We start from the raw sequence: 14,131 nt of genomic DNA on the forward strand, positions 1-14,131 counted from the left end.
GCCCGGCTCGATGCCGGGCACGCGGCGTCTGGGGCCTCGACACGCATATAATCCTCTGTCCAGGCGACAGATGTTTTGCGGGCACCTCGGGGTCTATCCCGGCTTCCCGCGCTTTGATCCTCGCGGAGCTCGGCCGCAACCCATGCGTGATTGCAGGACCTGGTGACCCCGATCCTCCCGAAGTCATCGCCGTCGTTCTGGAGATGGAATAGCTCAAGCTCAAAGCCGGCGGAGCCACTCCTCAAGGCCCTCCACGTCGCCCAGATCCAGAATGGCCTCGACAAGGGCTCCGAGGCGCGCGAGCGGCAGTTGCTCGAAACGCTCGCTCAGCGCTGCGGGCAGCGCGCCGCAGGGACGCTTGACCAGGCGGCCCGGCAAGGCACCGGATTCCGCCCTGCGACCCTCCTGGCGGCCCTTTTTCGCGGCCGAGGGCCACCAGTTCTTTGAGGATCGCCAGGGTCTCGGCATCGACGCCGAGCAGGGTGCAGATCTCGCGGTCGGTCTTGACGTCGGGGCTCCCTTGGCGTTGAGGACTGACGGTGCCGCGCGGATCGGCCGCGCTCGGCCCGAGTGCGGCATCTCGGACGCATTGCGTGGCGAGCCGTGTGTACATGTCAGGACCGCTTCCGCTCATTGTGGCAGTGTGCAATGTGAGACCTGGCCCTATCTCCCTCTCTCCATCTCCCTCAGGCCGACCAGAAGACAAGGTTGAGCATGGCGAGGGAGACGATGAGGAAGAGGACGGTCATGATGCCGCCGGCTTTCATGTAGTCGGGGACGCGGTAGCCGCCGGGGCCCATGATGAGGGCGTTGACCTGGTGGGTGGGGATGAGGAAGGAATTGGAGGTGGCGATGGCGACGGTCAGCGCGAAGACGGCGGGGCTGGCGCCGATGCCGTAGGCGATGTTGACCGCCAGCGGCACCAGCAGGACGGTGGCGCCGACGTTGGACATGATCAAGGTGAAGAAGGTGGCCAGCACGGCCACCGCGGCCTGAATGACCCAGTCGGGCAGGTGGCCGAGGGCGGCGAGGGTCTGGTCCGCGATCCAGATGGCGGTGCCGCTGCTTTCCACGGCGAGTCCGAGCGGAATGAGTGATGCGAGCAGGAAGACGGTCTTCCAGCTCACCGCCTCGTAGGCTTCTTCGATGGACAGCACGCCGGTGAGGATCATGCCGAGCGCGCCGGTCAGAAGCGCCACCGACAGCATGACGTGCCCGATCAGCACCAGGGCCAGGGTAATGGCGAAGAACAGCAGCGCCATGGGCACCTTGTGCGGGCGCAGTTCCTCGTGCGGGTATTCGGTGGTGACGACGACGAAGTCGCGGTCCTTTTCGATGCGTGTCAGGTCCAGCCAGGTGGTGTGCACCACCAGGGCGTCGCCGGGCTTGAAGGGCATGTCGCGCACGCCGCCGGTGCGGAAGGTGAGGGTCTCGTCGCCGCGGCGGATGGCGAGCACGGACAGGCCATAGACCTTGCGCATCCAGACGTCGCGGGCGGACTTGCCGACCAGCTTGGAGCCGGGCGGAATGACGATCTCGGCGATGCCCGCCTTGGCGGGTGACAGCGCCTCGGCGAAGACCTCGGCCTCGGGGCGCACCTCGACGCCATTCTCGGCGGCGAAGGTGTCGAACTGCTCCTTACCACCCAGCAGCCCGAGGAAGGTGCCGGCCTCGATGCCCAGGCTGCGATCGACGCCGGCAGCGCCGAGCCGCACGCCGTCGCCCTTCTCGATGGCAACGGCGCGCACGTGCCAGCGCCGCTCCATGCCGTCCACGCTGGTGCCCACCAGCGGGCTGCCCGGCGGCACGCGCACCTCGTGCACGCTGAAGTCGCTGAAGCCGTAGGTCTCGCCGTAGTACTGGCTCGGATCGGACGCCTCGATGAGCTCGGTGCCGCGCGACGGCAGCACGAAGCGCCCGAACAGCACGAAGTAGACGATGCCCGTAAGCAGCAGCGCGATGCCAACCGGGGCGACGTCGAAGAGCCGGAAGGTCCGCATCGGCGCCTCGCCCGCCGGCAGCGCCTGGTTCAGGGTCAGCAGCAGGTCGTTGAGCAGGATCAGGGGGCTGGAGCCCACCATGGTGATGGTGCCACCGAGGATGGCGCAGAAGCCCATGGGCATCAGAAGCCGGCTCATGGGCAGCCGGGTGCGGGCGGAAATGCGGCTCACCACCGGCAGGAACAGCGCCGCGGCGCCCACGTTCTGCATGAACGACGAGATGCCGCCGACGGTGCCGGATATCAGCGGGATGATGCGCGCCTCGCTGCTGCCGCCGATGCGCATGATGAAGCCCGCCACCCGCGTCATGATGCCGGTCTTGTCGAGCCCGGCGCCGATGATCATCACCGCGATGATCGATATGACGGCGTTGGACGAGAAGCCCTCGTAGAGCTGCTTCATGGGCACCAGGCCGGCCTCGAGCCCCATCAGCGGCGCGAACAGCGTGGACAGCCCCAGCAGCACCATGATGGTGATGGCGGCCACGTCCACGCTCACCACCTCGAAGGCGAAGAGATAAATCGTCAGCGTCAACAGCGCGATGACCCAGGCGATCTCCACCGACGGCACCTGGCCGGCCATCCAGAGGGCGAAGATCGCGAAGGCAGCGGCGGCGAGCTCGCGCAGACTGAGGTGCCGGAAGAACGCGGACATGGAGTTGGCCTCGCGCGTGGTGCGGCTGGTTCGGGGCCCTGTGCCGGGCCAAGTGTCGCTGGGGCTCGTCCTGTGGCGCGTCCCCGGGCCATGGGCCAGGGCTACACTCGTTCAGCTCGTGCCTGCCGCCGAGGATGCAGGACCGCGGCGGCTCGGTTGATCATAACTTGAGCATGCGCTGATCTTGTCGCCGCCCTGGGGACCTTAGACCGGGCAAGTATTCGGCCGAGACCGGGTTGGCGATAGCGTAATCCGACGATCAAAGGCTTGGCGGCGCCCATCGTCGGTTTGCGCCGCCCCGGCCCGACCTCTCAAGAAGGGCTGCTCCGGGCGCGTCGGCGTGGGAGCGCCACTGCTTTTTGTGGCGCGATTGCGGCCGCGCGACTGCTTGCCGCTTGGCGGTTGCTCGGGGCGTGGTGTGCTGCTCTGCCGCCGGTCGCGGCACCGAGAGTGCCGCTCCTACAAGGGCGTAGGTCGATGTCGGCACTGCGAGCAGTACTTGCACAGTCGCGCCGCCGTCGGGCCGCGCGGCGTTGAATGCCGGGCGGCGCTCGCCGTAGTATCGGCGCTTGACCGACACAGCAGCACCGCGTCCGGCGGCGCCGGCAACGCGAAGCAACGCGGCAATCATAGCCAGATCATGAACCCGCAAACCGCCGCACTGGTCCGCGATTCCTGGGCCGAGATCGTCCCGATGCGCAAACAGGTCTGCACCGGCTTCTATGACCGGCTGTTTCAGCGCCACCCCGAGCTGCGCCCGCTGTTCAAGGGCGACATCGACCGCCAGACGGGCCTCTTCGTCACCATGCTCAACACCGTGGTGAGCTCGCTGGAGAATCGCGACCCGGTGATACCGCTCATCAAGGCCGTCGGCGCGCGGCACGCGGGCTATGGCGTCGAGAACGCCGATTACGAGAAATTCGCCGGGGTGCTGCTGGACAGCTTCGCCGCGGCGCTGGGCGAGCGCTTCACCCCCGACGTCCGCGCCGCCTGGCTCGAGGTCTACCGGCAGCTCGCGGACACGATGCGTCAGGGCGCGGCGGAGGCCCTGCACTAAATGGCGTGCCGCCCACCGCTCTCCTGCCGGCGGCCTCGTTCATGCCGTTTCCGCGCCGACTGCGCACCGTCACGGAGCAGGTAGTGGCGGACGTGCTCCGTGAGCTGTCACTGGCTGGGCATCGCCTGCGCGCGCGGCTGCACGGCGGCCGCCCGCATGTGCACCTGGTGGGGCTGGTAGACGACGCCACGGACGACGCCACGGACCTGGACGCGGAAAGCCAGGATGCGCTGCGCGCGCGGCTCTACAAGCGGCTGCGCGGTGCCTACCCGGATCTGGCACTGGTCGTGCATTTCACGCGTGATGCCGCCTGGGCGGCGCGCGGACTCTGCGGACTGGAGCAAGCGGCCGCCTGATTGCCAGAGGGCTTGCCCAGTTGCCCCGATTTCGGCCACGGGGCTTTCACCGAGCAGCCGAAACCGTCCACCTCCGTCAGCAGTTCAGCGGCCCCGCCCGTCGGCTGCTGCGACGCCGAGCGCGCCGGCGCAGTAGCATCAACAAGAATCGTTCCTATTTGACCGCCTGCGAGCGTTGCCGTCCAAGATGCAGCAGTCCCTTCGTGATACCCGTCATGAATCCCTTCGTGAGCCCATGCGCCTGGATGCCCTGCCGCTGGGCACCGCCGCACGGCTCGCCGAGATCCGCGGCGGGCGCCACTTGCAGCGCAAGCTCGGGGCGCTCGGCCTGCGCGTGGGCAGTGAGCTGCGGGTCGAGCACCGGCGCGGACGCGGTCTCGTGGTGGCCACTGGGGCCAGCCGCATTGCGCTGGGCGGCGGCATCGTCGAGAAGCTGCTGGTGCTGCCGGTGACCGGCGCGCCGGAAATGGATGCTCCGCGCAGCGACGACGCACGACCTTGAGCGACGCCGAGCACGAGCTGGGCGGATTCTCACCCGTAGCGTGAACGCGCCCCGCGCCGGCGTCCTGTCCACTGATCAACCGCTGAGCCGCCCATGAGCTGCCACTCGCAAACTTCAACCGGCGCCGCCGCCGGACCGCCGGGCGCGCTCACCTTCGCCCTCGCCGGCAATCCCAACTGCGGCAAGTCGGCGCTGTTCAACGCGCTCACCGGCATCCGCCAGACCACCGGCAATTGGCCGGGTGTCACCGTGGAGCGCCGCGAGGGGCGCTGCGAGCTGGACGGCCGTGCGGTGCGGGTCGTGGACCTGCCGGGCATCTACTCGCTGGACGCCGACTCGCTGGACGAGCGGGTGACCCGCGACTACCTGCTCTCCCACGATGCGGACCTCATCGTCAACGTGCTCGATGCCGCCAACCTGGAGCGCAACCTGTATTTCACGGTGCAGCTCCTGGAGATGGGCGTGCCCATCGTCGTCGCGCTGAACATGATGGATGTGGCCGCCAAGCGCGGCATCGAGATCGACACCGCGCAACTCGCCGAGCGCCTGGGCTGCCCGGTGGTGCCGGTGGTGGCCGTCTCCAAGCAGGGCATCACGGAGCTCGACGCGCGCGCCCTGGCGGTGGCGGACGGGCACGAGCGCGGCGGCTTCCCACTGGCGCACGAGGAATGCGTCGACCAGGCGGTGAGCGAGCTGGCGGCAGGCTTCCACGCCCTGGGCGCCGACGGCAACGCGCGCTGGCTGGCGCTGAAGCTGCTGGAAGACGACGACGCGGCACGCGACCTCGCCAATGCAGAGCTCCTGGGCCAGGCGGCACACTGGCGCGCAGCCATCGGCGAGCGCGCCGGCGAGGACGCGGACCTGTACATCGCCGACACCCGCTTCGGCCACGCCCACGCACTGGCCCAGGGCGCCATTCACCAGCGCGGTCGGGTCGGGCGGAACATGTCGGACGCCATCGACCGGGTCGTGCTCAGCCGCATCTGGGGCATCCCACTGTTCCTGGCGGTGATGTACTTGATGTTCGTCTTCACCATCAACGTCGGCGGCGCCTTCATCGACTTTTTCGACGGTACCGCGAGCGCGCTGTTCGTGGACGGCCTCGGGGCGCTGCTGACCAGCCTCGGCGCGCCGGAGCTGCTCAAGCTCGTGCTCGCCGACGGCATCGGCGGCGGCCTCACGGTGGTGGCCACGTTCATTCCGATCATCGCCAGCCTGTACATCTTCTTGTCCGCGCTGGAGGACTCGGGCTACATGGCGCGCGCCGCCTTCGTCATGGACCGGGCCATGCGCTCCATCGGCCTGCCGGGCAAGGCCTTCGTGCCGCTCATCGTCGGCTTCGGCTGCAACGTGCCGGCGGTGATGGCCACGCGCACACTGGAGAGCGAGCGCGAGCGCAAGCTCACCATCCTGATGAACCCCTTCATGTCCTGCGGCGCGCGGCTGCCGGTGTACGTGCTGTTCGCCGCGGCCTTCTTCCCGCACTCGGGGCAGAACGTGGTGTTCGCGCTCTATCTCACCGGCATCACCGTGGCGCTGCTGACGGGGCTGGTGATGAAGCGCACCCTGCTCTCCGGGACCAGCACCGGCTTCATGATGGAGCTGCCGCCGTATCACATGCCCACGGCGCGCGGCGTGCTGCTGCGCACCTGGGACCGGGTGAAGCTCTTTCTGCGCGACGCCGGGCGCGTCATCGTGATGATGGTGGTGGCGCTGAACCTGCTCGGCTCCATCGGCACCGACGGCAGCATCGGCGACACCGACAGCGACCAGTCCATCCTCGCCGCCACCAGCCGCGCCGCGACGCCGCTGTTCGCACCGATGGGCATCGAACAGGACAACTGGCCCGCGGTGCTCGGCGTCTTCTCCGGCGTGCTCGCCAAAGAGGTCATCGTCGGCACGCTGGACAGCATGTATGGGCGCATCGCGGCGGAGGCACAGGCCGCCGGCGCGGATGCGGCACCGGAGCCGGCGTTTCACCTCGGCGCGGCGCTGGCCGCCGCCGCGGCCACGGTGCCGGCCAACCTCGCCGAGTTGGGTCGCGGCCTGGCCGACCCGCTGGGGCTCGGCGTCGGCGACCTGTCGGACCGCGCGGGCGTCAGCGCCGAGGAGGGCGTGCACGCCGGTACCTTCGGCGCCATGGAGGCGCGCTTCGACGGCCGCGCCGGGGCCTTCGCTTACCTGTTGTTCGTGCTGCTGTACTTCCCCTGCGTGGCCACCATCGCCGCCATCGTCCGTGAGACCGGCCCCGCCTGGGCCGCGTTCGTAGGCGCGTGGACCACCGGCATCGCCTACATCACCGCGAGCTTCTTCTACCAGGCCGCGACCTTTTCACGCGACCCGCTCGCGTCGTCACTGTGGATGGGCGGCCTGCTGCTGACGCTGGCGGGCGTGATCCTCGGCCTGCGCGCCTGGGCGCGGCGCGGCAGCGAGGTGCGCGGTGGCGGAGCGCCCGCCGAGGCGGCGGGCTGACCCCGACAACGCGGGCGCCGTCAGCCGCCAAGTCGGGCCTCCTGGCGTCGGCCCGACCTACGCGCCGAGTCCCCTCAGCCGGCGCGAGCCTCGTCGAAGGGGTTGATGAGCTCGACCCCGCACGCCTCGAAGTCCTTGACGTTCCGCGTGGCCAAGGCACTCCCGTTGGCCTTCGCGATGGCGGCGATCTGGCCGTCGAACACGCTCATGGGGCGGCCGAGCGCTCGCCGGGTCGCGCGGAGCTCGCCATAGATGCGCGCCGCTGCCTCGTCGAAGGCCAAGACACGGGACCTGAAGGCTTGCGCCAGGAAGCGCTCGAAGCGCTCGGCGAGCAACGCCCGCCGCTTGCCATCGGGCATCGCGTGCAATCCGAAGCTGATCTCACCGATGGAAACGGTCGTGAAGTACAGCTTGGCGCCATCCTGCGCGTTCAGCCAGTCTTTGACCTGCGGCGCCGGCGGCGAGGTCATGAATTCCGAGACGATGTTGGTGTCCAGGACGATCATGTGGTCGCTCGACACGGACTGGGCAGGGTCGTGCGTCAAGCTCACTCGTCCGCTCCGTCGAAGTCGAGCGGCTCAGTCGTTTCGCGCTCGGGCAGCGGGAGCAGATCGCCGCCATAGGCCGGGCTGAACAAGTTGACAGCCAAATCGCCGAGCCGGTCCGGCGTCGCGACCGCTTGCTGGATGATGCGGCGGACTTCCTCTTCCATCGAAATACCGTGCTCGGCGGCGCGGATACGCAGTCGGGTCATGGTGCCGTCGTCGAGTTTGCGGATGCTCAGGCTAGCCACGGATGTCGAGCCTCGGTCGGGTGGGCGTTGCCGCGTGATGCTAGCAGCCGCCAGCATTGCCATCAACGCTCGCGCGCCCCCGCTGAGCCGGCGAAAGCCGCCCGCCCCCGGCCGCCGGCCGCCGGCAACCTGCTCCGGGGCCGGATTCAACGCCGGCGGCCCCGTAGGCGACACGCGCCGGTATCTGCGACCGCGAGCCACGACCCATCGACGCCGCCACGTCGGGCCTCCTGGCGTCGGCCCGACCTACGAGAGGTCAGACCTTGCTGCTCAGGATCACATCCTTCAGCACCGTGCGATGGCAGCGATCGGGGTTCTCGCAGTGGCACATGAGTGTCACGTCCTGCTGTTCCGCCAGGTGCTTGATGAGCCGCAGGGTAAACTTCTGGCCGTGATTTTTGATGACGGCGTTGCCGCCGTCCGCGCCGCCGTCGGCCCAGAGCTCGGCCTTGTAGCGGCGCTTGAACTCCGGCCAGTCGATGCGCTCCTCCAGGAAGGCGTGGAGCAGTTGCTCCGATGGCCCGAGGTTGGCCATCCAGACGTCGTAACGGTCAGTCGGCATGCCGCGGCCGCGGAAGCGCGTCACGAGGATGCGCAGCCCGTCGTCGGCCCCAATGTCATGGTAAACGCACTTGGTCTTGAGCATGGCAGCCCCCCAGTGTGCGCGGACTTTGATACCCTCATTCGATACTAGACCGTGTCCGCGTGGAGCGCCGATACGGTGCCGTTGTACCACCCCCGGACCAGCCTGCCGTGACCGACTACAAAGACACCCTGAACCTCCCGAAGACCGGCTTCCCCATGAAGGCCAACCTGGCCCAGCGGGAGCCGGAGATGCTCAAGCGCTGGGAGGCGGCCGACGTCTACGGCCTGGTGCGCGCCGCCCGCGCCGGCGCCGAGCGCTTCGTGCTGCACGACGGCCCGCCCTATGCCAACGGCGAGATCCACATCGGCCATGCCGTGAACAAGGTGCTGAAGGACATCATCGTCAAGTCCCGCAGCCTCGACGGCCTGGACGCGCCCTATGTGCCGGGCTGGGACTGCCACGGCCTGCCCATCGAGTTGCAAGTCGAAAAGAAAAAGGGCAAGCCCGGACAAAAGATCAGCGAGACCCAGTTCCGCCACGCCTGCCGCGACTACGCCGCGCGCCAGGTGGACGGCCAGCGCAAAGACTTCCAGCGCTTGGGTGTGCTCGGCGACTGGGACAAGCCGTATCTGACCATGGACTACCGCTTCGAGGCCGACATCGTCCGCTCGCTCGCACGCATCTACGAGCGCGGCCACATCCACCAGGGCAGCAAGCCGGTGCACTGGTGCATCGACTGCGGCTCGGCGCTGGCGGAGGCCGAAGTGGAATACGCCGACAAGGAGTCCATGGCCATCGACGTGCGCTTCGAGGTACTGGACGAGGAGGCGCTGCTGGCCCGCTGCCACGCCGTCCCCGACGGTCACGGTGACGGCCCCATGTCCGTGGTCATCTGGACCACGACGCCCTGGACGCTGCCCGCCAACCAGGCCGTGGCCCTGAACCCGGAACTGGAATACGCGCTGGTGCAGACCGACGGTCAGGGCGCGACGGAGCACGGCCGCGAGCGCCTGCTTGTCGCCGAGGGCCTGCTCAAGGACACCATGGACCGCTGGGGCATCGAGCACTACCGGGTCATCGCCTATGGCCGCGGCGATGCCTTCGAGGGTCTGAAGCTCCAGCACCCCTTCTACGATCGCGAGGTGCCCATCATCCTCGGCGAGCACGTGACCCTGGAGGCCGGCACCGGCGCCGTGCACACGGCCCCCGGCCACGGTCTGGAGGACTACGTGGTGGGCAGCCGCTACCACCTGGCCGTGGACAACCCGGTGGGCGGCGACGGCCGCTTCCTGCCTGACACGCCGCTGTTCGCCGGCGAGTCGGTCTGGGACGCCAACGGGCAGGTGGTCGAGACGCTCAAGGCCCGCGGCGCCCTGCTGCTGGGTGCCCGCTTCCAGCACAGCTACCCGCACTGCTGGCGGCACAAGACGCCCATCATCTTCCGCGCCACGCCGCAGTGGTTCATCAGCATGGACCAGCAGGGGCTGCGCGAGGCGGCCCTGCGCGAGATCGGCCACGTGCACTGGATGCCGGACTGGGGCGAGTCGCGCATCGACGGCATGGTGCGCAACCGCCCGGACTGGTGCATCTCGCGCCAGCGCACCTGGGGCGTGCCCATCACGCTGTTCGTGCACAAAGAGACCGGCGCGCTGCACCCGCGCAGCGCCGAGCTGATGGAAGCGGTCGCCGAGCGCATCGAGCAGAAGGGCATCGACGCCTGGTTCGAGCTGCACCCGGCGGACCTGCTCGGCGAGGCCGAGGGCGCCGAGTACGCCAAGGTCCAGGACACGCTGGATGTCTGGTTCGACTCCGGCGTCACCCACGCCTGCGTGCTGGAGCGCCCGGAGGCCGACGGCGGCTGGCCGGGGCTCGCGGCACCGGCGGACCTGTACCTGGAGGGCTCGGACCAGCACCGCGGCTGGTTCCAGTCCAGCCTGCTCACGTCGGTGGCCATGCACGACCGCGCGCCCTACAAGCAGGTGCTCACCCACGGCTTCACCGTGGACCAGCAGGGCCGCAAGATGTCCAAGTCGTTGGGGAACGTGGTCAAGCCCCAGGACGTGATGAAGACCCTCGGCGCCGACATCATTCGCCTGTGGGTCGCGGCCACCGACTACCGCGGCGAGATGGCCGTCTCCGACGAGATCCTCAAGCGCACCGCCGACGCCTACCGGCGCATCCGCAACACCGCGCGCTTCCTGCTCGCCAACCTGAACGGCTTCGAGCCGACAGAGCACTTGGTCGCGCCCGCGGACATGATCGAGCTGGACCGCTGGGCCGTGGACCGCGCGCAGCAGCTCCAGCAGCAGATCATCACGGCCTACACGGACTACCAGTTCCACCTGATCTACCACCGCATCCACAACTTCTGCGTCGTGGACATGGGTGGCTTCTATCTGGACGTCATCAAGGACCGCCAGTACACCACCCAAGCGGACAGCCTGGCGCGGCGCTCCTGCCAGACGGCCATGTACCACATCGTCGAGGCCATGAGCCGCTGGCTCGCGCCCATCCTGAGCTTCACCGCCGACGAGATCTGGCAGCACATCCCGGGCGCGCGCGACCCGCACATCTTCACCGCCGCCTGGTACGACGGGCTGTTCACGCTGGACGCGGACGATCCCTTCGATCGGGACTTTTGGGCGCAGGTGCTCGCCGCCCGCACCGCTACGGCCAGGCACCTGGAGGCGGCCCGCAAGGAAGGCCTGATCGGCGCCGCGCTGGACGCCGAGGTGGACCTCTACTGCGCGCCGGACCTGGCGAGCGCCTTGAGCCGGCTCGGCGAGGAGCTGCGCTTCGTGCTCATCACCTCCGCCGCCCGCGTGCACCCGCTGGAAGAACGCCCGGACAGCGCCGCCGACACCGACCTCGCCGGCCTCGCCGTGCAGGTCACCGCCAGCCCGCACACCAAGTGCACCCGCTGCTGGCACCACCGCGACGACGTCGGCAGCAACGCCGAGCACCCGGAATTGTGTGGGCGCTGTGTCGAAAACGTGGCCGGCGGCGGCGAGGTGCGGCGGTTCGCCTAACGGGTCGGCGCGAACGGGACGCGCTTGTGGGAGCGGCACTCTAGGTGCCGCGACCGGCGCCAAGGCAGCCCACCACGCCCCGAGTAACCGCCAAGCGGCAGGCAGCAGCGCGGCCGCCATCGCGCCACAAAAGGCAGTGGCGCTCCCACGCCGGCGCGCTCGGTGCTGCCGTAATGGGAGTCGGGCCAACGCAGGAGGCCCGACGAGCGGGCGGTTACCGCTGGCCTTTTGTCCGGCTTCGTTCCTCAGCTTGACCTACGCGCTGCCCGTCGTCTTCGCCCGGCCATTGGACCAGCAAGCGGCCGAGGCCGCCCGGGGTTCGGATGTAGAGCGCGGAGACGCCGACGCCGACCACGGTGTGGGCTTCGCCGAGCAACTGCTGCGGGCCGCGGGCGTGCAGAGTCAAGGCCGTGCCGTTGCGCTCTGCGTCCACGGACACCTGCCCGACACCCGGCACCGTTGCCACGGCGACGGTCGCCGGCTGCCCGACATGGGCTTGGGCGATGTTCGCGGTGACCGCGATGTCGTCGGCCGCCGGTGCGGCCGTCGCCCACAGCACTGCGGCGAGCGCAACGGCGGCAGTGCTGCGGCCGGCCGGGAACGCGGCGCGGCGGCGATGGCATCTCAGAGACGGCGCGTACATCACCAGTCCCCGAACGGCGCGTAGGTGTTGCGGAGCTTCCAGGCGCGGATGTCGTGGTCGCCGGTGGCCAAAGCGGTACCGGACGTGAAGCCCACATAGGCGTGCGACGCACCGAGCACGTCTGCCAGGTTCATGCTGTACGAGACCAGGGCCGCCGTTGGCCGCAACGGCGTCTGCGACAGGCGCGCCTCCAGCACGCCGCTCGCGCCGTCGTAGTCGATCCAGGCGTACCAGACGTCGCCGTCGTTCATGCGGGTCGTGACAGCCGCGCGCGCCACCGAGGCCAAGCTGCCGTTGAGATCGATGCCTACCTCGTTGCCGGTACCGTCCGTGCCGCTGTTGTAGAAGGTATCGAACTCCACCGCGACGCTCGGATCGATGCCGGCATAACCGATACCGGAACCGCCACCGCCAACACTGCTCGCCACGGTCTGCACGACGAACACCAGACCGTCGGCGCCGCTTCCATCGCTGTCGCTGATGCCGCCGGGGTCCGTGATCTGGAACTCAAACGCCGTGCTGAAGGACGCGGGCAGCCCGCCCACCTCCAGATCGATGGTATCGGTGAGGAAGGCACTGCCGCCCTGGTTGTAATCATCGGTGAGGCGCAGCACATCCTGCCCGCCGAAACTCACCGGGTTGCCGAGCGTCGCCGTGGCGCCGTTCAGCGTCAGCGCGGAGAGGTCGGAGAAGTCCGTGAAGTCCACCGCCGTCGCCGGAAACACCTCAAACGGCAGGCTGGCATCGCCCACCGGCGTGTGCAGGCCAAGATAGGCGGTGCCGCTCGCGGCGCCGGCGCCCACCGTGACGACGGCGGTAACCGTCGTGTCGGTCTTGGTCGTGATGGTGCCGGTGATGGCCGGGTCGCTGGAGATGACCGCATCCGCGAAACCGAGTCCGGTCCCCACGAAGTCCACCTTCAGCGTCTGTTCCTGGAACCCGTCGGCGGGCGTGATGCTGGTCAGGCTCGGCGGATCATCCACGATGAAGCCGATGGGGGCCGTCGTCCCGCCGAGAGTCTGCACCTGAAGGTCCACCGTGCCGGGGCCGGCGCCGGCGCCGATGTTGAGCTCCACCTCCAGGTCGGAGCCGTCCGCGTTGGCGCTGAGGATGCGTGCATCGACATCCGGGTCACTGCTGAGGACGGTGTCCGCGGTTTGCAGATCGGTCCCGCTCAGGTGCACGGTCAGGGCCTGCGTCGGCGCCGCACCCGTGGGTGAGACCGCGCTCAGCGTCGGCGCGGGCGGCGCCGTTTCCAGCTCCTGCACGAAGCCGGTGTAGCTCACGTACGCCTGGGAGAAGTTGTAGAAGCCGAAGCGGCCGTTGACGAAGGTCCGATCCGTGCCCGTACCCCAAACGTCGTCCGGCGTGATCTCGAAGATCACCTGCGGTGTGGCAAAGCGCGAATCGCCATCGCTCTGGATGCTGATGCGGATGAGGTTGCTGAAGTACTCCAGCGTGAAGTCGTATTCCGTGTCATCGGCCCAACCGCGGTCGCTGCCGTAGTCCGTGGCGATGGTGTCGAAGGCGGTGCCATCGGCGGGATAGTCCCACAGCGTCGTCGAGCCGGTGGGGTGGTCCCAGAAGTTGAGGTAGTAGCTCGTCGCGATGGTGCCCTTCACCCGCGACAGCGCAAAGCCCTCCTCGGCGAGGCCGCCGCCGTAGGACTGCGTGCCCTGCTTCCAGTCGAACAGCCAGAAGTCGAAGTCGTTGGCGTTATCGCCGTCCGCCGCGCTCGGCGCCTGGAAGCCGAAGACGAAGCCGATCAAGTCGTCGTCACCAGCACCGGCTGCTTCGACCTTGAACTTGCCCGTGACGGTCTGGTTGATGACCGGGTCCGGGCTCACGAAGAAGGTCGGGTCGTTGTTGTCCGTCTGCAGCACGCTCTGACCATCGCTGGACACGGTCCAGGTACCGTTGGCCGGCGCCCCCTCCTGGCTCCAGGTGCTGAGGTCCACCGGGATGGTCGAGACCGTCGTGAAACTGCTCGTGAACTCCGTCGCGAGGCCATTGCCGGCCGCGTCCGTAATCCCGCCCGT

General features: G+C 68.7%; 12 protein-coding genes. 5 read left to right on the plus strand and 7 right to left on the minus strand.

All coding sequences use genetic code 11. From position 1 onward, the window contains the following. Positions 1-219: 219 nt before the first annotated feature. Positions 220-579, minus strand: a complete 360-nt coding sequence (locus LJE69_RS13185) for a DUF4351 domain-containing protein (RefSeq protein WP_367114679.1) — start codon at positions 577-579, stop codon at positions 220-222. Positions 580-686: 107 nt separating this feature from the next. Then, positions 687-2,654 (minus strand): SLC13 family permease, encoded by a 1,968-nt coding sequence (locus tag LJE69_RS13190; protein ID WP_296925766.1) that lies wholly within the window; start codon positions 2,652-2,654, stop codon positions 687-689. Between the two features lie 640 nt (positions 2,655-3,294). Here LJE69_RS13190 and LJE69_RS13195 point away from each other — a divergent pair. The 4 genes from LJE69_RS13195 (at position 3,295) to feoB (ending at position 7,041) form a co-directional block, all read left to right on the plus strand. After that, the gene (locus LJE69_RS13195) at positions 3,295-3,711 is read left to right on the plus strand and encodes a globin domain-containing protein (protein ID WP_296925768.1); all 417 of its coding nucleotides are present in this window, start codon (positions 3,295-3,297) and stop codon (positions 3,709-3,711) included. Between the two features lie 5 nt (positions 3,712-3,716). Further along, on the plus strand, positions 3,717-4,067 hold the full coding sequence (locus LJE69_RS13200; protein ID WP_296925770.1) for a hypothetical protein: 351 nt from the start codon (positions 3,717-3,719) through the stop codon (positions 4,065-4,067). A 235-nt stretch (positions 4,068-4,302) separates the two neighbouring features. Then, positions 4,303-4,569 (plus strand): ferrous iron transport protein A, encoded by a 267-nt coding sequence (locus tag LJE69_RS13205; RefSeq protein ID WP_296925772.1) that lies wholly within the window; start codon positions 4,303-4,305, stop codon positions 4,567-4,569. 93 nt (positions 4,570-4,662) lie between these two features. After that, the gene (gene feoB / locus LJE69_RS13210) at positions 4,663-7,041 is read left to right on the plus strand and encodes a Fe(2+) transporter permease subunit FeoB (protein WP_296925774.1); all 2,379 of its coding nucleotides are present in this window, start codon (positions 4,663-4,665) and stop codon (positions 7,039-7,041) included. A 74-nt stretch (positions 7,042-7,115) separates the two neighbouring features. On the opposite strand, the gene LJE69_RS13215 is transcribed toward feoB, so the two are convergent. The 3 genes from LJE69_RS13215 to LJE69_RS13225 all read right to left on the minus strand — a co-directional run bounded on the left by LJE69_RS13215 (position 7,116) and on the right by LJE69_RS13225 (position 8,480). Further along, positions 7,116-7,592: a type II toxin-antitoxin system VapC family toxin gene (locus LJE69_RS13215; RefSeq protein ID WP_296925776.1), complete on the minus strand. Its 477-nt coding sequence runs from the start codon at positions 7,590-7,592 to the stop codon at positions 7,116-7,118. Then, on the minus strand, positions 7,589-7,834 hold the full coding sequence (locus LJE69_RS13220) for a hypothetical protein (protein WP_296925778.1): 246 nt from the start codon (positions 7,832-7,834) through the stop codon (positions 7,589-7,591). Before LJE69_RS13220 ends, LJE69_RS13215 begins: the two co-directional genes overlap by 4 nt. Before the next feature lie 256 nt (positions 7,835-8,090). Beyond that, on the minus strand, positions 8,091-8,480 hold the full coding sequence (locus tag LJE69_RS13225) for a DUF488 domain-containing protein (protein ID WP_296925780.1): 390 nt from the start codon (positions 8,478-8,480) through the stop codon (positions 8,091-8,093). A 107-nt stretch (positions 8,481-8,587) separates the two neighbouring features. Between LJE69_RS13225 and ileS the strand changes: the two genes are divergently transcribed. After that, positions 8,588-11,449 (plus strand): isoleucine--tRNA ligase, encoded by a 2,862-nt coding sequence (gene ileS, locus LJE69_RS13230; protein WP_296925782.1) that lies wholly within the window; start codon positions 8,588-8,590, stop codon positions 11,447-11,449. Positions 11,450-11,663: 214 nt separating this feature from the next. Here the strand turns inward: ileS and LJE69_RS13235 are convergent, their stop codons facing one another. Then, the gene (locus LJE69_RS13235; RefSeq protein WP_296925784.1) at positions 11,664-12,095 is read right to left on the minus strand and encodes a hypothetical protein; all 432 of its coding nucleotides are present in this window, start codon (positions 12,093-12,095) and stop codon (positions 11,664-11,666) included. Then, positions 12,092-14,131, minus strand: a 2,040-nt coding sequence (locus LJE69_RS13240; protein ID WP_296925786.1) for a hypothetical protein, incomplete at its 5' end; no start/stop codon positions are given. The genes LJE69_RS13235 and LJE69_RS13240, both read right to left, overlap by 4 nt.

It is taken from the genome of Thiohalocapsa sp., assembly GCF_022340605.1.
GTDB lineage: Bacteria > Pseudomonadota > Gammaproteobacteria > Chromatiales > Chromatiaceae > Thiohalocapsa.

Coding starts and splice junctions, on each gene's coding strand:
- LJE69_RS13205 (WP_296925772.1), top strand. CDS start 4,303: ATGCGCCTGGATGCCCTGCCGCTGGGCACCGCCGCACGGCTCGCCGAG.
- LJE69_RS13195 (WP_296925768.1), top strand. CDS start 3,295: ATGAACCCGCAAACCGCCGCACTGGTCCGCGATTCCTGGGCCGAGATC.
- LJE69_RS13190 (WP_296925766.1), bottom strand. CDS start 2,654: ATGTCCGCGTTCTTCCGGCACCTCAGTCTGCGCGAGCTCGCCGCCGCT.
- LJE69_RS13225 (WP_296925780.1), bottom strand. CDS start 8,480: ATGCTCAAGACCAAGTGCGTTTACCATGACATTGGGGCCGACGACGGG.
- LJE69_RS13185 (WP_367114679.1), bottom strand. CDS start 579: ATGCCGCACTCGGGCCGAGCGCGGCCGATCCGCGCGGCACCGTCAGTC.
- feoB (WP_296925774.1), top strand. CDS start 4,663: ATGAGCTGCCACTCGCAAACTTCAACCGGCGCCGCCGCCGGACCGCCG.